This is a genomic window from Achromobacter ruhlandii, from assembly GCF_002082135.1.
GTDB classification, from domain to species: Bacteria; Pseudomonadota; Gammaproteobacteria; order Burkholderiales; family Burkholderiaceae_B; genus Achromobacter; species Achromobacter ruhlandii.
On sequence record NZ_CP017433.1, the window covers coordinates 4,236,640 to 4,255,830 of the forward strand.

General features: G+C 66.2%; 21 protein-coding genes and 1 tRNA gene. 11 read left to right on the plus strand and 11 right to left on the minus strand.

The genetic code is table 11. The annotated features are described in order from the left end of the window. The first annotated feature begins 112 nt into the window (after positions 1-112). The 3 genes from AruCF_RS19075 to AruCF_RS19085 all read left to right on the plus strand — a co-directional run bounded on the left by AruCF_RS19075 (position 113) and on the right by AruCF_RS19085 (position 2,494). Positions 113-658 carry a fasciclin domain-containing protein gene (locus AruCF_RS19075; RefSeq protein WP_049075338.1) on the plus strand — a complete coding sequence of 182 codons (546 nt, stop codon included), beginning with the start codon at positions 113-115 and terminating at the stop codon, positions 656-658. Between the two features lie 148 nt (positions 659-806). Next, complete coding sequence (locus AruCF_RS19080) at positions 807-1,610, plus strand: tetratricopeptide repeat protein (protein ID WP_235432686.1); 804 nt, start codon at positions 807-809, stop codon at positions 1,608-1,610. A 74-nt stretch (positions 1,611-1,684) separates the two neighbouring features. After that, positions 1,685-2,494, plus strand: coding sequence for a hypothetical protein (locus AruCF_RS19085; RefSeq protein ID WP_053086019.1), 810 nt, complete (start codon positions 1,685-1,687; stop codon positions 2,492-2,494). A 22-nt stretch (positions 2,495-2,516) separates the two neighbouring features. On the opposite strand, the gene AruCF_RS19090 is transcribed toward AruCF_RS19085, so the two are convergent. The 3 genes from AruCF_RS19090 to AruCF_RS19095 all read right to left on the minus strand — a co-directional run bounded on the left by AruCF_RS19090 (position 2,517) and on the right by AruCF_RS19095 (position 4,603). Further along, complete coding sequence (locus tag AruCF_RS19090; protein ID WP_049075341.1) at positions 2,517-3,275, minus strand: YoaK family protein; 759 nt, start codon at positions 3,273-3,275, stop codon at positions 2,517-2,519. A gap of 9 nt (positions 3,276-3,284) precedes the next feature. Next, positions 3,285-3,437, minus strand: a complete 153-nt coding sequence (locus AruCF_RS29265) for a hypothetical protein (RefSeq protein WP_157130048.1) — start codon at positions 3,435-3,437, stop codon at positions 3,285-3,287. 119 nt (positions 3,438-3,556) lie between these two features. Next, positions 3,557-4,603, minus strand: coding sequence for an aldo/keto reductase (locus tag AruCF_RS19095; RefSeq protein WP_049075342.1), 1,047 nt, complete (start codon positions 4,601-4,603; stop codon positions 3,557-3,559). 318 nt (positions 4,604-4,921) lie between these two features. Between AruCF_RS19095 and AruCF_RS19100 the strand changes: the two genes are divergently transcribed. The 4 genes from AruCF_RS19100 to AruCF_RS19115 all read left to right on the plus strand — a co-directional run bounded on the left by AruCF_RS19100 (position 4,922) and on the right by AruCF_RS19115 (position 8,080). After that, positions 4,922-5,869 (plus strand): AraC family transcriptional regulator, encoded by a 948-nt coding sequence (locus AruCF_RS19100; RefSeq protein ID WP_054418669.1) that lies wholly within the window; start codon positions 4,922-4,924, stop codon positions 5,867-5,869. 255 nt (positions 5,870-6,124) lie between these two features. Then, the gene (locus tag AruCF_RS19105) at positions 6,125-6,688 is read left to right on the plus strand and encodes a DUF3455 domain-containing protein (protein WP_049075351.1); all 564 of its coding nucleotides are present in this window, start codon (positions 6,125-6,127) and stop codon (positions 6,686-6,688) included. A 97-nt stretch (positions 6,689-6,785) separates the two neighbouring features. Continuing rightward, positions 6,786-7,355 (plus strand): sigma-70 family RNA polymerase sigma factor, encoded by a 570-nt coding sequence (locus AruCF_RS19110; RefSeq protein WP_049075353.1) that lies wholly within the window; start codon positions 6,786-6,788, stop codon positions 7,353-7,355. Further along, complete coding sequence (locus tag AruCF_RS19115) at positions 7,352-8,080, plus strand: anti-sigma factor (protein WP_372364288.1); 729 nt, start codon at positions 7,352-7,354, stop codon at positions 8,078-8,080. The genes AruCF_RS19110 and AruCF_RS19115 overlap by 4 nt, the downstream gene beginning before the upstream one ends. An 11-nt stretch (positions 8,081-8,091) precedes the next feature. On the opposite strand, the gene AruCF_RS19120 is transcribed toward AruCF_RS19115, so the two are convergent. After that, positions 8,092-9,237 (minus strand): sterol desaturase family protein, encoded by a 1,146-nt coding sequence (locus AruCF_RS19120; protein ID WP_049075355.1) that lies wholly within the window; start codon positions 9,235-9,237, stop codon positions 8,092-8,094. A gap of 273 nt (positions 9,238-9,510) precedes the next feature. Here AruCF_RS19120 and AruCF_RS19125 point away from each other — a divergent pair, with 273 nt between their 5' ends. From AruCF_RS19125 to AruCF_RS19135, 3 genes are all read left to right on the plus strand, one after another. Next, positions 9,511-9,735 (plus strand): HP1242/YdcH family protein, encoded by a 225-nt coding sequence (locus tag AruCF_RS19125; RefSeq protein ID WP_049075356.1) that lies wholly within the window; start codon positions 9,511-9,513, stop codon positions 9,733-9,735. A gap of 254 nt (positions 9,736-9,989) precedes the next feature. Beyond that, positions 9,990-10,241 carry a hypothetical protein gene (locus tag AruCF_RS19130; protein ID WP_049075359.1) on the plus strand — a complete coding sequence of 84 codons (252 nt, stop codon included), beginning with the start codon at positions 9,990-9,992 and terminating at the stop codon, positions 10,239-10,241. 120 nt (positions 10,242-10,361) lie between these two features. Further along, a complete protein-coding gene (locus AruCF_RS19135) occupies positions 10,362-10,964 on the plus strand; it encodes a LysE/ArgO family amino acid transporter (protein WP_049075360.1) in 603 nt (200 codons plus the stop codon). Between the two features lie 21 nt (positions 10,965-10,985). On the opposite strand, the gene AruCF_RS19140 is transcribed toward AruCF_RS19135, so the two are convergent. The 3 genes from AruCF_RS19140 to AruCF_RS19150 form a co-directional block, all read right to left on the minus strand. After that, positions 10,986-11,453, minus strand: a complete 468-nt coding sequence (locus AruCF_RS19140) for a carboxymuconolactone decarboxylase family protein (RefSeq protein ID WP_049075361.1) — start codon at positions 11,451-11,453, stop codon at positions 10,986-10,988. A gap of 94 nt (positions 11,454-11,547) precedes the next feature. Further along, positions 11,548-13,086, minus strand: coding sequence for a glycine betaine/L-proline transporter ProP (proP, locus tag AruCF_RS19145; RefSeq protein ID WP_049075362.1), 1,539 nt, complete (start codon positions 13,084-13,086; stop codon positions 11,548-11,550). Between the two features lie 280 nt (positions 13,087-13,366). Then, positions 13,367-13,443: transfer RNA gene (locus AruCF_RS19150), tRNA-Pro, on the minus strand. Positions 13,444-13,599: 156 nt separating this feature from the next. On the opposite strand from AruCF_RS19150, the gene AruCF_RS19155 reads away from it, so the two are divergent. After that, a complete protein-coding gene (locus AruCF_RS19155) occupies positions 13,600-14,955 on the plus strand; it encodes an MFS transporter (protein ID WP_049075363.1) in 1,356 nt (451 codons plus the stop codon). Between the two features lie 154 nt (positions 14,956-15,109). On the opposite strand, the gene pstB is transcribed toward AruCF_RS19155, so the two are convergent. From pstB to pstS, 4 genes are all read right to left on the minus strand, one after another. Next, positions 15,110-15,886, minus strand: coding sequence for a phosphate ABC transporter ATP-binding protein PstB (pstB, locus tag AruCF_RS19160; protein ID WP_006385463.1), 777 nt, complete (start codon positions 15,884-15,886; stop codon positions 15,110-15,112). Positions 15,887-15,933: 47 nt separating this feature from the next. After that, on the minus strand, positions 15,934-16,788 hold the full coding sequence (gene pstA, locus AruCF_RS19165) for a phosphate ABC transporter permease PstA (RefSeq protein WP_080977466.1): 855 nt from the start codon (positions 16,786-16,788) through the stop codon (positions 15,934-15,936). A gap of 23 nt (positions 16,789-16,811) precedes the next feature. Next, a complete protein-coding gene (pstC, locus tag AruCF_RS19170; protein ID WP_049075365.1) occupies positions 16,812-17,828 on the minus strand; it encodes a phosphate ABC transporter permease subunit PstC in 1,017 nt (338 codons plus the stop codon). A gap of 140 nt (positions 17,829-17,968) precedes the next feature. Then, a complete protein-coding gene (pstS, locus tag AruCF_RS19175) occupies positions 17,969-19,009 on the minus strand; it encodes a phosphate ABC transporter substrate-binding protein PstS (protein WP_049075367.1) in 1,041 nt (346 codons plus the stop codon). Positions 19,010-19,191: the final 182 nt, after the last annotated feature.

Consider the following 19,191-nt stretch of genomic DNA (forward strand, 5'->3'; position numbering starts at 1 on the left):
GCCAGCGCCGGGCGATCGCGCCTACCTAGGGTTTGCTCCAGGTCGCCGAGCGCATCCAGCCAGAGGGCTGCCCCGTATGTGCAGGCGACGGCCAACCAAAAAGGAGATCGTCATGAAATTGCTAGCTTCGATTGCCATCGCCAGCTCCGCCTTGACCCTGGCGCCCACCTATGCGGCCGACGTGATGGTCGGGGGCCAACCGATGATGCCCGCCAAGACCATCGTCGCAAACGCGGTCAACTCCGCCGACCACACCACCCTGGTGGCCGCCGTCAAGGCCGCCGGCCTGGTGGACACGCTGCAGGGCAAGGGTCCGTTCACGGTGTTCGCCCCCACCAACGCCGCCTTCGCCAAGCTGCCGGCCGGCACGGTCGACACCCTGGTCAAGCCCGAGAACAAGGCCACCCTGACCAAGATCCTGACCTACCACGTCGTGCCGGGCAAGCTGGACTTCGACGCGCTGGCCGCCAAGGCCAGAAAGGGCGGCGTCACCGAGCTGACCACCGCCAGCGGCGGCAAGCTTTGGGTGATGATGAACGGCAAGCACAACCTCATCGTCAAGGACGAGAAAGGCGGCGTCGCCAACATCAGCACCTACGACGTCTACCAGTCCAACGGCGTGATTCACGTGATCGACAACGTGCTCATGCCCAAATGAGCCTATCTCCCCCTCCGCTGCCGCGAGGTGCGGCCACGAAGGGAGCCACGGGACGGCCCGGCCTCATCGCCGGGCCGTCCCGTGGTGGCGAACGCCGGCGCGATTTCGGGATATCGTAAGGGGCCCAGGCCCCATTTTCCCGTCCCTCATGATCGCAACGCCGCATCGTCCTTTTCGATTGTCGCCAGGCTGGCGGCACGCCGCGGCATGGTGGGCGGCCGCGCGCCCCGGCAGGTGCTTACGCGCCCTGATCGGCTGCCTGCTGGCCGCCCCGCTGCTGGCGGGCCACGCCGCCGCCCGCGCGCAAGCGCAGCCGCCGCTGGAATTCGACAACGCCTACCAGGCCGAATTGGCCGCCGAGAGCGCCGCCTTGCGCGCCCGCATCCAGCAATGGCCCGCGCCGCTGCGGGAAATGAACCAGCAGATCTCCGCCGCGCTGCGCGGCAACGACCCGGCGCAGGCGCAGCGCATCGCCGAAGCCCTGTCGCAACGCGATCCCGGCAATGCCGACGTCAGGAACTTTCTGGGCAAGCTGCAAACGGTCAACGGCCAACCCGCCGCGGCGCTGGAACGGTTCGACGAAGCGATCAGGCTGGACCCGGACAACCGCTGGTTCTACGTGAACAAGGCCGGCGTCCAGGCCGAGCTGCGGGACCTGCCCAGCGCGCTGGCCACGGCGCGGAGCCTGACGCAGCGCTATCCGCAATGGAGCATCGGCCTGAACCTGGAAGCCGCCTTGCTGGACGGCCTGGGCCGCACGGCCGACGCCCTCAAGACATACGAGCGGGCCGTGGCAGCGGCGCCGCCCAGCGCCCAGATACTGACCAACCAGGGCATGCTGCAGCGGCGGCTGGGCCGCCAGGCGGACGCGCGCGCCAGCTACGAGGCGGCGCTGCGGCTGCAACCCGGCTATTCCCGCGCGGCCGCCGAGCTGGCATCGCTTCCGCGCTAGCGCCGCTTCTTTCGACGTTTCTCGCTCCGCCTTGCCGTGACGCGCAAGCCATCCGCCGCCAAAGGAGTCCCCCCATGTCTCGCACACCGCCCGCCCTGCCGCGCTCCGCGCAGCCTGTTCTCGTCTCCCCGCCCCGGCGCGCGCTGACGCTGGCAATGGCGGCATTGGCCTGCGCGCCGCTGCGCATCGCGTCAGCGGCGGGCCCTGCCGCGCCGAATGAGCGCGATGCCATCATTCGCCAGGTCTTCCGGGCGGATCCGGCGAGCCTTCGCTACGGCGCGGACCACGCCAGGCTGATGCGCGGACTGGGCGTGATCTGGATTCCCGTGGAGTCCGGCGCGCCCGGCATCGAGTTCGAACGGCCGTTGAGCGACAAGGACACGATCGCCGCGGCGATGGCATTGCTGGGCACGTCCGATCGAAGCCTGGCGACGCGGCGCCTGGCGCAAGTGTGCCGGCTGGTGCCGGCCTATGTGCGCGACATCAGCCGCCTGCCCCCCGGCCGCTATACGCTGCCGCCGCAACGGCGCGAAGCCTTCGACTTCCCCGACAGTGGCGTCGATGCGCAGGGCCGCTTCGAACTGCGGCGCGAGCACCTGACGCTGCTGCGCGCGGCGAACTGGCGCGAGGCCGGTCCGGGCGAGCTGGACGCGGTGCTGCGCGAGGGCGACGCCTTCTGGCCGATGCCCTTCATCGACGGCAAGCGCCCGTATGGGGACAGCAGCCACTACCAAATCGACATGGCCCGGCTGCTTGGCGCCCCCTATCCGAAGGGCGCCGATGGCCGTGCCATCACCGATCCCGCCAAGGATGCGCGCCTGGAAAAGCTACATTGGCAGACGGCGGCGGCGCTGCAGGTCTTGCTGGCCAACGCCAAGACCTGAGCCGCGCGGTCGCCGGCGTGCGCTAGGGACGCGCGAAGAAATGGCGGATGTCGTCGGCCACCGGCACCGCCGCCAGCACCATCAGGAACAACGCCAGCGGCACGGTCGAACCGAAGCCGTAGTGGAAGAAGGAATAGGCGCCCGTCACGCCGCCAGCGAAAAACAGCGTGACCATCGTGCTCAGCACGATCAGCTTGCCGCGGTCGGCCCGCACCGGGGCCGCGCCGGCCTTGTCCTCGTGCGCCAGGTTCCAGTAGAACAGCTTGCCCAGTTCGATGCCGATGTCGGTGACCATGCCGGTCACGTGGGTCGTGCGGATCTCGGACTTGGACACCTTGGTGATCATCGCGTTCTGCAGGCCCATGATGTAGCACAGCAGCATCACGGTGCCGGGCACGTAGAACCAGCGCAGGTTCTCGAGGTTCGCCCCCAGCAGGCCGAAGGCCAGCAGCAGCACCGCCTCGAGCATCAGCGGCAGGGCGAACTCGCTGGCCAGGTGCGTGCGCCGGCCGAAATTGATCAGCGAGGCCGAGGTGGCCGCCCCCGCCACGAACGACAGCAGCGCGGCCATTCCTTGCACCACCACGGCCAGGCCGCCCAGCACCATGTGATCGGCGATCATCGACACGATGCCCGACATGTGCGAGGTGTACTGCTGCACGGCCAGGAAGCCGCCCGCGTTGACGGCGCCGGCGATGAAAGTCAGGAAATACGCCAGCCGCCGGTTGGCCTGGGGCGTACGGCTGACCGCAGTGAGTTGGCGCAGGAAGGGGATGGCCACGGCGACGCGTCAATGCACGCGGAAAGGGGCGTCGTCCATGGAACCACTCCCTTTCTCGACGCCGCGCCTGGCGCCGCCGCCATCGAACGACGGCGTGGCCGTGTCGGCCAACGCGACCCTCATAATCACCGCCCGGCCGGCGGCGCGCGCATGGCGCTTCATAACGGGGACTCCCGGGAAAAGAGCGGCGCGGCCGGCGAACGGGCCGCGCCCGGTTCCTGGATTCTACTCGCCCCGCCGGCGGAACATGGCGCTACCGCCCTTTCCCGGTCCAACTCCGCTCACGCGGCGTTCGACTCCCGCAACTGCTGCCGGCGGAACTCGCCCTGGCGCGTGAACATCCATCCCGGATACTCGGGCGGCAAGGCGCTCACCCGATCCAACGCCGCCAGCTCTTGCGCCGTCAGTCGAATATCCGTGGCCGCCAGATTGTCATCGAGCTGCTCGACCCGCTTGGCGCCGATGATGACGCTGGTGACCGCCCGCTGGTGCAGCAGCCATGCCAGCGCCACTTGCGCCACCGATACGCCGCGCGCCTCGGCCACCTGGCGCAAGACGTCGATGCTGTCGAAGGCGCGCTCGCGGTCGACGGGCGGAAAGTCAAACTGCGCGCGGCGATCGCCAGCGGCCGCCTGGCCATCGCGGCTGTACTTGCCACTGAGCAGGCCGCCCGCCAACGGGCTCCACACCATCAGGCCGACCCCCTCGCTTTGCAGCATGGGCACGATCTCGCGCTCCAGGTCGCGGCCGGCGACAGTGTAGTAGGCCTGCAGGGATTCGAAGCGGGCCAGGCCCAGACGCTCGGCAATGCCCAACGCCTTCATGATCTGCCAGGCCGCCCAGTTGGACACGCCGACGTAGCGCACGTGGCCATGCTGCACCAGGTTGTCGAGCGCCCGTACGGTCTCCTCGATGGGCGTGGCCGGATCGAAACCGTGAATCTGGTAGAGGTCGATATGGTCCAGTTGCAGGCGGGCCAGGCTTTTCTTGACGCTCTCCATAATATGGAAACGCGAATTGCCGCGTGCGTTCACGCCCGGGCCGGTCTGGCCGAACACCTTGGTGGCGATGACCACGTCGTCGCGCGCGACCTTCAGGTCGCGCAACGCCTGCCCCGTAATGATCTCGGAACGACCCTCTGAATACACGTCGGCCGTGTCGATGAAGTTGACGCCGGCCTCCAGCGCGCGGCCCACCAGCCGGTTGGCGTCCTCCTGCTGCAGGGCGCCGATCTTGCTCCACAGCTCGCCTTCGCCGCCGAAGGTCATCGTGCCCAGGCACAGTTCTGAAACGAACAGGCCGGTGTTGCCGAATTTCTTGTACCGCATGATTGCACTCCTTCCAGGGCACGGCGCGCCGCCGGCCCGGGATGGGACGGCACCGGCGCACGTCCGGGGTGGAAACAGTATGCGGTGCCGGGGCGGCCGCGGGCGATGCTCGATCCTGCCCTTTTTTTGCCTGATTCTCCGGGCCGCCCGCGCCCGGCGGGACATGCGCCCGATCCTCCATATTTTTTGCCCATTTCTCCGCGCCCGGCTTCGAGACCGAACGCATACCACTAGTTGGGTCTACACTCGACATCGCCTGATCCTCCGGCGTCCCGCCCGCCCCGCGCGTGCGCAGGCGCCTTGCCCGGAGCCCCGCACATGCCTTCCGCCCCCACCCATATCTCCGCCCCGTCAACGGCCGCTTTCGAGCCCGCCCGGCACGAATTGCTGTGCCTGCTCGAACGCATGACCGGCTCGCTCGAGGGTTCACTCGACACCCCCATCGAGGGCCTGTACCTGCACCGCATCTCCCAGCCGACCGGCCCCAAGCCGGCCCTGCAGAAGGCGGCGCTGGCGGTCATCGCGCAAGGATCCAAGCGCGTGCTGATCGGCGACGAAGCCTATGAGTACGATCCGTTCCACTACCTGATCTCGTCCGTCGATCTGCCGGTGGTGGCCAAGGTCTCGGTCGCCAGCCCCTCCCTGCCTTACCTGGGCTTGCGGCTGGATCTGAACCCGGAGGAAATCACCGCGCTTATCAGCGATGAAAACCTGCCGCCGCTGCTGCCGGCCGAAGCCTCGCGCGCCATGTGCGTCAATCCACTGGGCGGCACGCTGCTGGACGTGATGCTGCGCCTGCTGCGGCTGCTCGAGACGCCGCGTGACATCCCCATCCTGGCGCCCATGGTCAAGCGCGAGCTGCTGTATCGCCTGCTGATGAACGGCCAGGGCATGGTGCTGCGCCAGACCGTGCTGCAGGATAGCCAGCTAAACCGCGTGGCCAAGGCGATCCGCATCCTGCGCGACAACTACGCGCTGCCGCTGCGGGTCGAGGAGATCGCCCGCGACGTGCACATGAGCGTGTCGTCGCTGCATCATCATTTCAAGCAGGCTACCGCCATGAGCCCGCTGCAGTACCAGAAGCACCTGCGGCTGCAGGAAGCGCGCCGCCTGATGCTGACCGATGACGCGGGCGTGGCGCTGGCCGCGCACGCGGTGGGCTATGAAAGCTCGTCGCAATTCAGCCGCGAGTACAGCCGCCTGTTCGGCTTCCCGCCCCTGCGCGACAAACAGCGCTGGAAGGACGAAGCGCTGGCCGCCGCTTGATTCTTCGGCGGGGCCGCCGCCATCGCATGGCGACGACCGGGCGGGCCGCCATCGGCGATAAATTGGAGCCCCCTCCGCAAAGGCCGCCGCGTCACGCCGTCCGCGATGCGAACATCAGCACAGCACAGATGGCAGCCCCTCAAAAAAAATCCGACCGGCCTGCATCCGAATCGGTCTCTCGCGTGTAGTACCTGCAACGGCGCGCATTCCGCGTGTCGTTGCAGACAGATCCCCTCTACCCGCAGGAGACCGCTCATGAATACTCGCCTCCCCCTCCGCCGCCCTGGCGCCGGCCTGTTCGCCACCGCCATCCTGGCCGCGTGCGGCACGCTTGGCGCCTTCCAGGCCATGGCGTACTCGCAGGACGCGCTGCCCGCCGAAGTCCGTGTACCCAATGGCCACAAAGTAGCCTGGGAAACCGTGGGCAAGGGTGAAATCACCTACGAGTGCCGCGCCAAGGCCGACGCGAAAGACCAGGCTGAATGGGTCTTCGCCGGTCCCAAGGCCGTCCTGAACGACCGCCAGGGCAAGCAGGTCGGCACGTACTACGGCCCTCCCGCCACCTGGGAAGCGGCGGACGGCTCCAAGCTGACCGGCACCCAGGTCGCCGTGGCGCCCGCCGGCGCGGGCAACCTGCCCTATCAATTGGTCAAGGCCAATCCCGCCATGGGCGCGGGCGCCTTGACGGGCGTGGCCTATATCCAGCGCACGGCACTCAAGGGCGGCGTGGCGCCGCAGACGCCGTGCACGACCGCGACCCTGGGCCAGCGCAGCCAGGTCGCCTACCAGGCCGACTACATTTTCTGGAAGGCGGACTGACACGGCGGGGCTTGGCGGGCGGGCAGACTCCGGTAATATGCTGTCACCCGCCCGGGCCAGGCCCGGGTCCGTACCCACCGTCGCCAGGCCCGCGCACATGCCGCAACGCCCCGCCCCGGATTTCGATTACGAAGCGGCTCTCAAGGAGTGCGCCGCGGGCCGCCGCGCGGCGCTCGAGGCCCTGTATCGGCAAGAAGGGCCGCGCCTGCTGGGCGTGGCCCAGCGCATCCTGCGCGACCGTGCCCGCGCCGAAGACATCGTGCACGACGCCTTCGTCAATATCTGGAAGCAGGCCGCTGGCTTCGATGCCACGCGGGGCTCGGCGCGCGGCTGGCTCTACCGCATCGCCCGCAACCTCGCCCTGAACGCCGTGCGTGACAGCCGCCACGAAACCGGCATGGACGACGACACCGCGGCGGCCCTGGATATCCGTGACTCGATGCAGGCGTGGCATGACACCCACGACGCCTTCGAATGGCGTGACAGCGCCGGCCGCATCGGCCCCTGCCTCGAACAATTGGAGCCGGTGCGTCGCAACTGCCTGCTGCACGCCTACGTCGAGGGCCTGTCGCAAAGCGAGATCGCGCAACGTATCGGCGCCCCCCTGGGCACCGTCAAAGCCTGGATCAAGCGCAGCCTGAAAGCGCTGAAGGAATGTCTGGCATGAGCGCCCTGCCCACGACACCCGAAGGCCTGGACGAACTGGCGGGGGAATACGTGCTGGGCACCTTGCCCAGCGCCCGCCGGCGCGAAGTCGAGGCCCGCCTGGAGCACGACGCCGCGCTGCGCGCCGCGGTCGACCGCTGGGAAGCGCGGCTGCTGCCGCTGGCCGACCTGGCCACCCCGATCGACCCCTCCCCCGGTCTCTGGCCGCGCATCGCGGCCACGCTGGACGCGGGCCAGGCTGTGCCCGCTCGCGAGCCCCGACGAAAGCGCGCCGCGCTCTGGGATAGCCTGCCGTTCTGGCGCGGCGCGGCCGTCTGCGGCCTGGCCGCGGCGCTGACCCTGGCGGTCGCCCTGTCGCTGCGTCCGGTCTCGACGCCCGCGGCCACGCAATACATGGTGGTGCTGGTGGCGCCGCAGTCGCAGGCGCCGGGCTGGGTGATACAGGCCCAGGCCGGCAGGCACGACGTGCAGCTCGTCCCGATTGCCGCGGTACAGGTGCCGCCGGACCGCGCCCTGGAATTCTGGACCAAGGCGGACGGTTGGTCCGCGCCCGTGTCCCTGGGCCTGGTCAAGCCCGGCGAACCGGTGCGAATCCCGCTGGATGCCTTGCCGCCGCTGGAGCCCAATCAGCTGTTCGAACTGACGCTGGAGCCTGCCACCGGGTCTCCCATCGGCAGGCCCACCGGACCGATCCAGTTCATCGGCCGCGCGGTCAAGATGATGTAGCGCCGGACGGCCTACTTCTTGCGGAAGGGGTAGGCCTGCTGCGCCAGGAACGTGCCGGGCATGTCGTTATCGAGAATGCCGTAGTTCTCCGGCAGGCGCTTGCCCGTGCCGCGCACCGCCGTGCCGAACAGGTAGTCGATGAACGACAGGTGCGCCGCATAGTTCTTGTCGATCGCCTCGGTGTCGGACGAGTGATGCCAGTGGTGGAAGTCCGGCGTCACGATGATGTAGCGCAGCCAGCCCCACGGCAGCTTGACGTTGGAATGGATCAGCACCGCCTGGAAACCGACGATGATGATGTAGGCATCCAGCACCGGCTTGGAAAAGCCCAGCGCGAACAGCACGCCCAGCACCGCCACCCGCGTGATCAGCAGTTCGACGATGTGCAGGCGCGAACCGGCCAGCCAGTCGAGCGTGCGGGTGCTGTGGTGCACCGCGTGGATGCGCCACAGGAACGGCACCTCGTGATACGCCCGATGCGCGGCGTACTGCACCAGGTCCGCCACCAGCACCGCCACGAACAACTCCACCAGGTAAGGCAGCGACTGGATCGCCTGCTGCAGCGGTTCGTACGCGGCCCAAGAGAACAGGCGGTGCACGAAGAAGTTGATGCACAGCAGCACCGCGCCCACCGACAGGTGGTTGAAGAGGAAGTGCTTCATGTCCACCTGCCATTCGCCGCGGAACACCGGCTGGCCCGGATACAGCGGAAACAGCTTTTCGAAGATGATGAACACGGTGCTGGAGGCCAGCAGGTCGAGGATGAACCAGTCCAGCCCCAGGTAGGGATGATGGCCGGTGTTGGACGTCGTCACCACCACCTGGCTGCCGCCGGCGGCGACCGCGCCACACACCAGCACGAACGCGGCGATGTTGAGCCAGCGCTGGCGGCCGAACACGATGTTGGTCAGGGCGATGGTGCCGGACGCCAGCAAGGCGGCGAACAGCAACGTGCGCATCGCGTCGACGGTGTAGAAGGTGCGCAATTCGGGCGTCGTCAGATACGCCGGAAAGTGAAACGCCAGCACCCCCAGCACCGACAGGATCGCGAGGAATAGCGCAATCACGCCGGTGATCATCCCGGTGCCCGGGTGGATCCGGCCGTCCTGCTGGAACAACGCCAGGACTCGGCGATAAATGGGCGCGCGCTGATTCATGTCACTTTTATGGCAGACCACGGGGAAGCGAGTGTATCCCCGGCCCCAAACGGCCCATGTAAATAAACGTGAAAAGATAAGACCAAGCAACTCCCACCAATGGCGCCCCTCTTGCCATGCCTTTGCGTGGCATCAAATCGGCCCCGGGGCGGGCTGCCCGGCGGGTTGACTTTGGCGGGCCATTGGGCTGTCATGGAACCGACAGCTCATTAACGGGCCGGTTCGCCGGCCCCGCGCAGCCCCCCCTTCAACCGGATCACGCAAGAGGCCGTCATGTTTCCTGAGTACCGCCAACTGATTACCCGCCTGAAAGCCGAGAATGGTCATTTCTCGGCACTGTTCCAGCGTCACAACGACCTGGACCAGGAGATCAAGAACATGGAGGCGGGCATCGTACCGGCCTCTGACACCAGCGTCGAAGTCCTGAAAAAGGAAAAGCTCCTGCTCAAGGACAAGCTGTACAGCCTGCTGCGGGCGGCGGACCAGAACGCCGGCTGAACCTTTCTCCCCGCTTTCCCCACATGAGGCGTCGCGTTCGCGGCGCCTTTTTGTTGCCGTCGGCGGGAGGGTTTGGAACGGATCCCCGGCGCGGTCGCTTACCGGCGCCCGCCGAGCCAGTTATCGGGTCTGAAAATCGCCGTCCCCCCATCTTGCATCGAGAGAACGCTCCGCCCCGCTTGCTGACTATAAGCTGAATAAATAAAATCAGGCAGGCCGGTCACTTGCCGGGCGCGCATAGAGGATGGATCAAGGTGCAAGACAGAGATTTCAAACCGGGCGAGGCGGTATCGCCGGTGATCGGCTGGGCCATGATGCCCCTGGTGGAACACGATTCCCTGCTGCTGCGGCTGGATTTCCTGACCGATCCGTCGCCCGCCGCGGCCGCGCGCAACGGGCGCGGCCGCGTCTATGCCGTTACCTCGGAACAGCTGCAACTATTGTTGAATTCGCTGCAGGCCCAGCTCGACAAGCTGCAACCGGTAGCCGCCGGACCGCGCCATTGATCGAGGCGGCGTGCCGCGATCACGCCCGAAAATTCAGAAACTCTAAAGATAGATTAGTATCTTTAGATTCTCTAATTATCCCGTAGCCGCTAGTCTGTCGCCCTTGATTCAAGGCACGACATGAGCAGCGCATACTTCCCTGGATTTTTACTCGGCCTCAGCCTGATCCTCGCGATCGGCGCGCAAAACGCCTTTGTCCTGCGCCAGGGCTTGCGGCAGGAGCACGTCTTCGCGGTGTGCCTGGTGTGCGCGCTGTCGGACGCGGTGCTGATCTCCGCCGGCGTGGCCGGCTTCGGCCTGGCCTCAGATGCCATGCCCTGGCTGGAACCAGTGCTGCGCTATGGCGGCGCGCTGTTCCTGCTGGCCTATGCGGCGCGCAGCCTGCGCTCCGCGCTGCGCAACCACGGCAGCCTGACGCCGTCGTCACGCCAGGCCACCGGACTGGGCGCCACCCTGCTCACCTGCCTGGCTTTCACCTGGCTCAACCCGCACGTCTATCTGGACACGGTCGTGTTGCTGGGCTCGATCTCCAGTCAATACGAAGGCCGCAAGCTCGCCTTCGCCTTGGGCGCCATGACCGCCTCGTTCGCGTTCTTCTTCACCCTGGGATTCGGTGCCCGCCTGCTGCGCCCGGTCTTCGCCAGCCAGACCGCCTGGCGGGTGCTGGACGTCCTCGTCGGCCTGGCCATGCTGGCGATCGCGCTCAAGCTGCTGTGGCCTTGACCCTGATCGCGGCCCGTCCGCCTATCCGCCCTGCCCGGCCTTTTTGACGGCGGCCGGGATATTGCGGAACGTGACGCCCAAGCGATTGAAGGCATTCATCAGCCCGATCGCATAGGTCAGGTCCGCCAGCTCCTTGTCATTGAATTCGGCCGCCGCGGCCTGGTAGTCCGCGTCCGGCACGCCGGTGTCGGCGACCCGCGTCACGCATTCGGCCCAGGCCAGCGCGGCCTGCTCGCGGCCGCTGAACAAGGGGCCGGCCTCGCGCCACACCGACACCAGCACCAGTTTGTCCACCGCCACGCCCTGCCTGAGCAGGTCGCGGCTGTGCATGTCGATGCAATAGGCGCAGCCGTTGATCTGCGAGACCCGCAGGTACACCAGGTTGACCAGCGCTTCGGGCAGGCCGCATTGGCGCAGATAGGCATAGACGGCGCCAAAGGCTTTGTAGCCCTCGGGGGCGGCTTGGGCGTAGTCGAGACGATGGCTCATGATGGATCCTGATTGCTGTCTATCGAAGGCCTCATGCTGCGCCCTCGCGGCGCTTTCCGGTAGATCCAAGAATCAGGTTCCGGCTTGGGCCATGTCAGTCGATGTCCGGATGCCGGTCCGCCAACCGCTGTCGCTTCTGCTTCAGCGTCTCCAGCTTCTCTTCCAGTTCCGCGATCTCGGCGTCCACGTCCTGCACGCTTTGCTCGATCTGATCGTAGGCCTGCTGCAACAGCGCTTTCACCTCGCCCTTGTTCGCGGCGTTCGGGGTATCGCCGCGCAGCGGCCGGTTGGCCGTCTCGGGCATGAATACGGCCGTGATCAGGCCCACGACGGCGGCGGCCATCAGGTAGTACGCCGGCATCATCAGGTTGCCGGACTCCTCGACGATCCAGGCGGCAACGGTCGGCGTCAGGCCGGCAATGATGATGGCCACGTTGAAGGACGCCGCCAGGGCGCTGTAGCGGATACGCGTGGGAAACAGGGCCGGCAGGGTCGCCGCCATCACGCCGATCATGCAGTTCAGCACGATCGCGATCAGCAGCAAGCCCAGGAAGATGAGTCCGATGTTGTCGCTGCCCAGCAGCAGGAAGGACGGAATGGCCACCACCATCAACCCCAGGCAGCCGCTGATGAAGAATGGCTTGCGGCCGATCTTGTCGCTGACGAACCCCACCCCGGGCTGCACGAACAGCATGCCCACCATCACCACCACCACGATCAGCACGCCGTGCTGTTCCGGGTAGTGCAGGCTGCCCGACAGATAGGTCGGCATGTAGGTCAGCAACATGTAATAGGTGATGTTGGTCGTCAGCACCATGCCGATGCAGACCAGGAGTGCCTTGCGGTATTTGGCGAAGATCTCGCGCACCGAGACCTTCGGCCGTTCCTGCACCGCATCACGGTCGTCCTGCTCCATCTTCTCGAGCTGTTGCGTGAAGGCCGGCGTTTCTTCCGCGGCGTGGCGCAGGTAAAGGCCCAGCAAGCCCAGCGGACCGGCAATGAAGAAGGGCGCGCGCCAGCCCCAATCCAGGAAGGCCGCTTCCGACATCGCCGCCTGCAGCATCAGCACCATGCCCGCGCCCAGCACGAAGCCCGCGATCGACCCGAAGTCGAGCCAGCTGCCGAGGAAACCCCGTTGACGATCGGGGGCATACTCGGCGACGAAAATCGCGGCGCCGGTGTATTCGCCGCCCACCGAAAAGCCCTGTGCCAGCTTGCAGAGCAACAGCAACAGCGGGGCCCACAGGCCGATGGAGTCGTAGGACGGAATCAGCCCGATGCAAAACGTGCTGATGGCCATGATGATGATGGTCAGCGACAGCACCTTCTGCCGGCCGAACTTGTCGCCCATCACGCCGAAGAACACGCCGCCCAGCGGCCGCACCAGGAACGGCACGGAAAACGTGCCCAGCGCCGCGATGGTCTGCACGGCCGGCGACGCATCCGGGAAGAACACCTTGCCCAGCGCGAAGGCAACGAAACCGTAGACGCCGAAATCGAACCACTCCATCGCATTGCCCAGCGCGGCGGCCGTCACCGCCTTCTTGAGCTTGGTGTTGTCGATGACGGTGACATCGCCGCTGCGCCAGGGGCGCACGGTTTCCTGCGTGGAAGCGTTCGAAGATTCAGCCATGGCAGCACCGCGGATTCAATGTGACCCCGAAATTCTACCGACGCCCGACCGCTATCCACCCATCAAAATGTGACTTATGCATCCAGGTTTGAGGATGGCCGCGCGCATCATGCTGATACGGCCGCTCACCGCGCGGCGCCACGATACCGCGCCGGATCCGATATGAAATGGCGAAAAAAAACCTCCCACGCGGCGCGTGAGAGGGTTTTTTTGCCGTGAATCCTCCACAGGCCCGCCCATTGCGGGTGGGAATGCGGAGACCGCTGGCTTCACTTGAATATGGTCGGGGCGGCGGGATTCGAACTCGCGACCCTCTGCTCCCAAAGCAGATGCGCTACCAGGCTGCGCTACGCCCCGAGGGTCGCAACTATACCAGATACCGGCGCCCCACCGTTCGATGCCGATGCCGCCCGGCGTTTCCAGGCCATGCCCGGCGATCCCCTGATTGACACCTATATAGTTGAAGCATAAATTAATTCGACATATCAAATAACGACATTCATCGGGAATCCAATGGCAAATGCCTCCTCTGCGTCCGCCTGGGCCACGCCCACGCGGACCACCTACACCGTGCTGTTCGTCTGCTGGCTGGCGATCCTGTTCGAAGGCTACGACGTCGGCGTCATGGGCGCGGTGCTGCCCGCCCTGGCGGACGACAAGAGCTGGAACCTGACGCCGATCGAACTCGGCATGCTGGGCAGCTACGCGCTGGCGGGCATGTTCGTCGGTTCGTTCGCCGTCGGCACGCTGTCCGACCTGCTGGGCCGCCGGCGCATGCTGCTGGCCTGCGTGACGCTGTTCTCGCTGACCATGATCGGCGCGGCCTGGGCGCCGACGCCGATCTGGTTCGCCACCTTCCGCTTCATCGGCGGCCTGGGACTGGGCGGGGTCATTCCGGTGGCGGCGGCGCTGACGATCGAGTATTCCCCGCCCGCCAAACGGGGCTTCAACTACGGCGTGATGTATTCCGGCTATTCGCTCGGCATCCTGTGCTCCGCCGCGGTGGCCATGGCGGTGCTGCAGCACTGGGGCTGGCGCGCGGTGATCCTGGTGGGCGCGGCGCCGCTGCTGCTGGTGCCGGTGCTGGCGCGCCTGCTGCCTGAATCGCTCGAATACCTGCTGGCCAAGGGCGACGAGGCCGGCGCCCGCGCCATGGCGCAGCGCCTGGGCATTGCCTCGCTGGAACCGTTCCGCCCGCGCGAAGTGACGGGCGAAAAAGCCACGTGGCGCGACGTCATGGCCGCGGTATTCGCGCCGCGCCACCTGCGCGCCACGCTGTGCTTCTGGGGCGCGCTGCTCCTGGGCATGATGCTGGTGTATGGCCTGAACACCTGGCTGCCGCAGATCATGCGCAAGAACGGCTACGACCTGGGCTCGAGCATCTCGTTCCTGCTGGTCTTCAGCCTGGCCTCGGCCATCGGCGGCCTGGTGCTGGGCCAGTTCGCCGACAAGAGCGAACCGCGCAAGATCGTGGCGCTGTTCTACCTGGTGGGCGCGATCGGCATCTATTGCCTGACCTACAACAATCCGCTGGCGGTCAATTACCTGTGGGTGGCGCTGGCCGGCATCGGCAGCATTTCGTCGTCGCTGATCCTGACCGGTTACCTGGCCGGCTACTACCCGGCGCACGCGCGCGGCGCCGCCACCGGCTGGGCGTTGTCATTCGCCCGCATCGGCGCCATGAGCGGCCCCATAGTCGGCGGCTATCTGGCGGGATTGAAGTTGCCGCTGGCCTGGAACTTCATCGCGTTCTCGTGCGCGGCGGTGCTGGCGGCGGTGTTCGTGATCCTGATCCCGGGCCGCTACGCGGGCGGCGCGTCGTCGCGGCCGGCCGCCGGCACGCGGCCCGTGGGGCAGCAGCAGTCCTGACACGCACAGTGTCCGGCGCCGCGGCGCGCGCCGCGGAATCGGACTGGCGGAAACGACAACGGCGCACCCGAAGGTGCGCCGTTGTTTCATGCGGGATCCAAGGCGGATCGCGCAGTCTGCCGGTCGCCCGACAGGCAACCGTTTCGATGGACGCTCAGCCGAAACGGCCGGTGATGTAGTCCTCGGTTTCCTTGCGCGACGGCTTCACGAAGATCTGGTCGGTCTGGCCGAATTCCATCAGCTCGCCCAGGTACATGTAGGCGGTGAAATCCGAACAGCGGGCAGCCTGCTGCATGTTGTGGGTCACGATGACGACGGTGTAGTCGTTCTTCAGCTCGGCGATCAGTTCCTCGATCTTGGCGGTCGAGATCGGATCCAGCGCCGAACACGGCTCGTCCAGCAGCAGCACTTCCGGCTTGATGGCCACGCCGCGCGCGATGCACAGGCGCTGTTGCTGCCCCCCCGACAGGCTGTTGCCGCTCTGGTGCAGCTTGTCCTTCACTTCGTTCCACAGCGCGGCCTTGCTCAGCGCCCATTCCACGCGCTCGTCCATCTCGCCCTTGGACAGGCGCTCGAACAGGCGCACGCCGAAGGCGATGTTGTCGTAGATGCTCATGGGGAACGGCGTGGGCTTCTGGAACACCATGCCGACCTTGGCGCGGATCAGCGAGATGTCCGTCTTGGCGGTCAGCAGGTTTTCGCCGTCCAGGATGATCTCGCCCTCGGCGCGCTGGCCCGGATACAGCTCGAACATGCGGTTGAAGGTGCGCAGCAGCGTCGACTTGCCGCAGCCCGACGGGCCGATGAAGGCGGTGACCTTCTTCTCCTGGATCGACATGTTCACATTGCGGATCGCATGGAACTTGCCGTAGTAGAAGTTCAGGTTCTTGACCTCGATCTTGTTCTTGACGGCGGTAGCGGTGTTTTCCATTTGGTTTCCCTAGGTCCGGCGCGGCAAGCGCGCCGGCAAAGCGATCTTTATTTGCGGAACATGTTGCGGGCAATGATGTTGATGCCCAGCACCAGCAGCGTAATCAGGGTGGCGCCGGCCCACGCCAGGTCGTTCCAGTCCTTGAAGGGGCTGGCGGCGTATTGGTAGATCACAACCGGCAGGTTGGCCATCGGGCCGTTCATGTTGGTCGACATGAACTGGTTCGACAGCGCGGTGAACAGCAGCGGCGCGGTTTCGCCCGAGATACGGGCAATCGCCAGCAGCACGCCGGTGATGATGCCGGTCTTGGCGGCGCGATAGCACACCAGGGTGATCATGCGCCACTTGGGGCAGCCCAGCGCGGCCGCGGCTTCGCGCAGGCTGTTGGGCACCAGCAGCAGCATGTTGTCGGTGGTGCGCACCACCACCGGGATCACCAGGATCGACAGCGCGATGGCGCCGGCCCAGCCCGAGTAGTGCCCGACCTGCGCCACGTACACGGCATAGATGAACAGGCCGATGATGATGGACGGCGCCGACAGCAGCACGTCGTTCAGGAAGCGCGTGGCCGGCGCCAGCCAGCCGCGCTGGCCGTATTCGGCCAGGTAGGTGCCGGCTAGGATGCCCACCGGCGTGCCGATCAGCGTGCCCACGCCCGCCATCATCACGCTGCCGAAGATGGCGTTGACCAGGCCGCCGGACTGCCCCGGCGGCGGCGTGATTTCGGTGAAGAGCGTGTACGACAGCGCCGGCGCGCCCTTGAACAGCAGGGTCTGGATGATCCAGAACAGCCAGAACAGCCCGAACACCAGCGTGGCCAGCGAGATGGTCAGCATGATGCGGTTGACCACCCGGCGCCGGCGATACACGCCGTTCTGCATATTGAGTACGGAGACAGCCATGATCTTTTCCTTGTGGGCCGGGGTCAGGATTTCTTGCCTTCACCGGCCGACAGGCGGACCAGCAGCATTTTCGCCAGGGCCAGCACGATCGTGGTGATCAGGAACAGGATCAGGCCCAGTTCCAGCAGCGCCGACTTCTGGATGCCGCCGGCTTCATTGAATTCGTTGGCCAGCGCCGAGGCGATCGAGTTGCCCGGCGAGAACAGCGAACCGGACCACTTGAAGGCGTTGCCGATCACGAAGGTCACCGCCATGGTCTCGCCCAGCGCGCGCCCCAGGCCCAGCATGATGCCGCCGATGACGCCGGACTTGGTGAAGGGCAGCACCACGCGCCACATCACTTCCCAGGTCGTGCTGCCCAGGCCGTAGGCCGATTCCTTCAGCATCGCCGGCACCAGTTCGAACACGTCGCGCATCACCGCGGCGATGAACGGGATGATCATGATCGACAGGATCAGGCCGGCGGTGAAGATACCGATGCCGAAGGGCGGCCCGGCGAACATGCCGCCGATGATGGGCACGCTGCCCAGCGTGGCGATCAAGAACGGCTGCACGTACTGCTGGAACACCGGCACGAAGACGAACAGGCCCCACATGCCGTAGATGATCGACGGAATCGCCGCCAGCATCTCGACCGCGGTGCCCAGCGGGCGGCGCAGCCAGGTCGGCGACAGTTCGGTCAGGAAGATGGCGATGCCGAACGACACCGGCACCGCGATGATCAGGGCGATGGCCGAAGTCAGCAGCGTGCCGATGATCGGCACCACCGCGCCGTAGTTCTGCTTGACCGGATCCCAGTCGTTCAGCCACAGGAACGACAGGCCGTACTTGGCCAGCGATTCGCGGCTGCCGTAGATCAGGGATACCAGGATCGCCGCCAGCAGGATGAACACCAGGAAGGCGAACAGGCGGGTCAGGTTCTTGAACAGCGCATCCATCAGCGCGTTTTTATTTTGCTTCATAGGCGAAGGCGTGCCGGTAGTCACGGAGTCCGCCACGCTGGGCGAAAGCGGCACACTATTATCCATTACCGCGCTCATGGATGGACTTTCCTTAGGAAACCTTGGGGGAAACTACGATTGGGCCCCGGGGGGACCCGCCCCGCCATCCGGCAAGCCGGACAGCAGGGCAGTTGGCCGATGCTGGCGCGCGGCCGGGCCGCCGCGCCAGGCACCCGCTTTTACTTCCAGACCGGCTTGCCGTCGGCGGACTTGACTTCGCCCCAGGCGGCGCGGATTTCCTTGGTCACGGCTTCCGGCAGCGGCACGTAGTCCATGGCTTCAGCCGACTTGGCGCCGTTCTTGAAGGCCCAGTCGAAGAAGTCCAGGACGGCCTTGCCCTGCACCGGCTTGTCTTGCGACTTGTGGACCAGGATGAAGGTGGCGGCGGTGACGGGCCACGAATCGGCGCCCGGCTCGTCCGTCAGCACCACGCCCATGCCAGGCGCGCTCTTCCAGTCGGCGTTGGCGGCGGCGGCGGCGAAGGCCTTCTGTTCCGGCTGGACGAACTTGCCGTCCTTGTTCTGCAGCTGCGTCCACGCCAGCTTGTTCTGCTTGGCGTAGGCGTATTCGACGTAGCCGATCGAGTTCTTCAGCTGGCCGACGTAAGCGGCGACGCCTTCGTTACCCTTGCCACCCTGACCCACGGGCCACTTGACGGCCTTGCCTTCGCCGACTTGTTCCTTCCACTCCGGCGACACCTTGGACAGGTAGTTGGTCCAGCCGAAGGTGGTGCCCGAGCCGTCCGAACGGTGCACGACGATGATGTCGGCCGACGGCAGCTTCAGGTCGGGGTTCAGCGCCTTGATGGCGGCGTCGTCCCACTTCTTGATCTTGCCCAGGAAGATGTCGCCCAGGACCTTGCCCGACAGCTTCAGCTTGCCCGGCTCGATGCCGTCGATGTTCACCACGGCCACGGTACCGCCGATGACGGCCGGGAACTGCAGCAGACCGTTCTTTTCCAGGTCAGCGGCCTTCATGGGATCGTCCGAAGCGCCGAAATCGACGGTCTTGGCGATGATCTGTTGCTGACCGCCGCCCGAGCCGATCGACTGGTAGTTCACGGCATTGTTGGTGGCAGCCTTGTAGTCCGACGCCCACTTGGCGTAGATCGGGTACGGGAACGAAGCGCCGGCGCCGGTCACGTCGGCGGCCTGCACGGCGAAAACAGCGGCGCTCAGCGCGACGCCCAGGGAAACTTGTTTGAAGACACGTTTGAACATCTTGGTTCCTTCTGTGCTCGTTGGAGGAGTCTTTGGCAGGCTTTCTACTGCCCGTCTTTCAGCGACCCTCGCATGTTAGAAGTCCAACGTGACAGGATAGTGACAGTCATAAACCCCCCCCCGGAGCGCTGCGCGCTTCCCCCCCAGGGGGGCGCCGGTGGCGGACCGGCGGAGCCGGATCC

Bases quoted from the DNA above. Each gene is read 5' to 3' on its own strand.
- pstS (WP_049075367.1), bottom strand. From the start codon at position 19,009: ATGTTCAAACGTGTCTTCAAACAAGTTTCCCTGGGCGTCGCGCTGAGC.
- AruCF_RS19080 (WP_235432686.1), top strand. From the start codon at position 807: ATGATCGCAACGCCGCATCGTCCTTTTCGATTGTCGCCAGGCTGGCGG.
- AruCF_RS19140 (WP_049075361.1), bottom strand. From the start codon at position 11,453: ATGAGCCATCGTCTCGACTACGCCCAAGCCGCCCCCGAGGGCTACAAA.
- AruCF_RS19100 (WP_054418669.1), top strand. From the start codon at position 4,922: ATGCCTTCCGCCCCCACCCATATCTCCGCCCCGTCAACGGCCGCTTTC.
- AruCF_RS19125 (WP_049075356.1), top strand. From the start codon at position 9,511: ATGTTTCCTGAGTACCGCCAACTGATTACCCGCCTGAAAGCCGAGAAT.
- AruCF_RS19105 (WP_049075351.1), top strand. From the start codon at position 6,125: ATGAATACTCGCCTCCCCCTCCGCCGCCCTGGCGCCGGCCTGTTCGCC.
- AruCF_RS19095 (WP_049075342.1), bottom strand. From the start codon at position 4,603: ATGCGGTACAAGAAATTCGGCAACACCGGCCTGTTCGTTTCAGAACTG.
- AruCF_RS19110 (WP_049075353.1), top strand. From the start codon at position 6,786: ATGCCGCAACGCCCCGCCCCGGATTTCGATTACGAAGCGGCTCTCAAG.
- AruCF_RS19075 (WP_049075338.1), top strand. From the start codon at position 113: ATGAAATTGCTAGCTTCGATTGCCATCGCCAGCTCCGCCTTGACCCTG.
- AruCF_RS19085 (WP_053086019.1), top strand. From the start codon at position 1,685: ATGTCTCGCACACCGCCCGCCCTGCCGCGCTCCGCGCAGCCTGTTCTC.
- pstB (WP_006385463.1), bottom strand. From the start codon at position 15,886: ATGGAAAACACCGCTACCGCCGTCAAGAACAAGATCGAGGTCAAGAAC.
- proP (WP_049075362.1), bottom strand. From the start codon at position 13,086: ATGGCTGAATCTTCGAACGCTTCCACGCAGGAAACCGTGCGCCCCTGG.
- AruCF_RS29265 (WP_157130048.1), bottom strand. From the start codon at position 3,437: ATGAAGCGCCATGCGCGCGCCGCCGGCCGGGCGGTGATTATGAGGGTC.
- AruCF_RS19120 (WP_049075355.1), bottom strand. From the start codon at position 9,237: ATGAATCAGCGCGCGCCCATTTATCGCCGAGTCCTGGCGTTGTTCCAG.
- pstC (WP_049075365.1), bottom strand. From the start codon at position 17,828: ATGAGCGCGGTAATGGATAATAGTGTGCCGCTTTCGCCCAGCGTGGCG.
- AruCF_RS19115 (WP_372364288.1), top strand. From the start codon at position 7,352: ATGAGCGCCCTGCCCACGACACCCGAAGGCCTGGACGAACTGGCGGGG.
- AruCF_RS19155 (WP_049075363.1), top strand. From the start codon at position 13,600: ATGGCAAATGCCTCCTCTGCGTCCGCCTGGGCCACGCCCACGCGGACC.
- pstA (WP_080977466.1), bottom strand. From the start codon at position 16,788: ATGGCTGTCTCCGTACTCAATATGCAGAACGGCGTGTATCGCCGGCGC.
- AruCF_RS19135 (WP_049075360.1), top strand. From the start codon at position 10,362: ATGAGCAGCGCATACTTCCCTGGATTTTTACTCGGCCTCAGCCTGATC.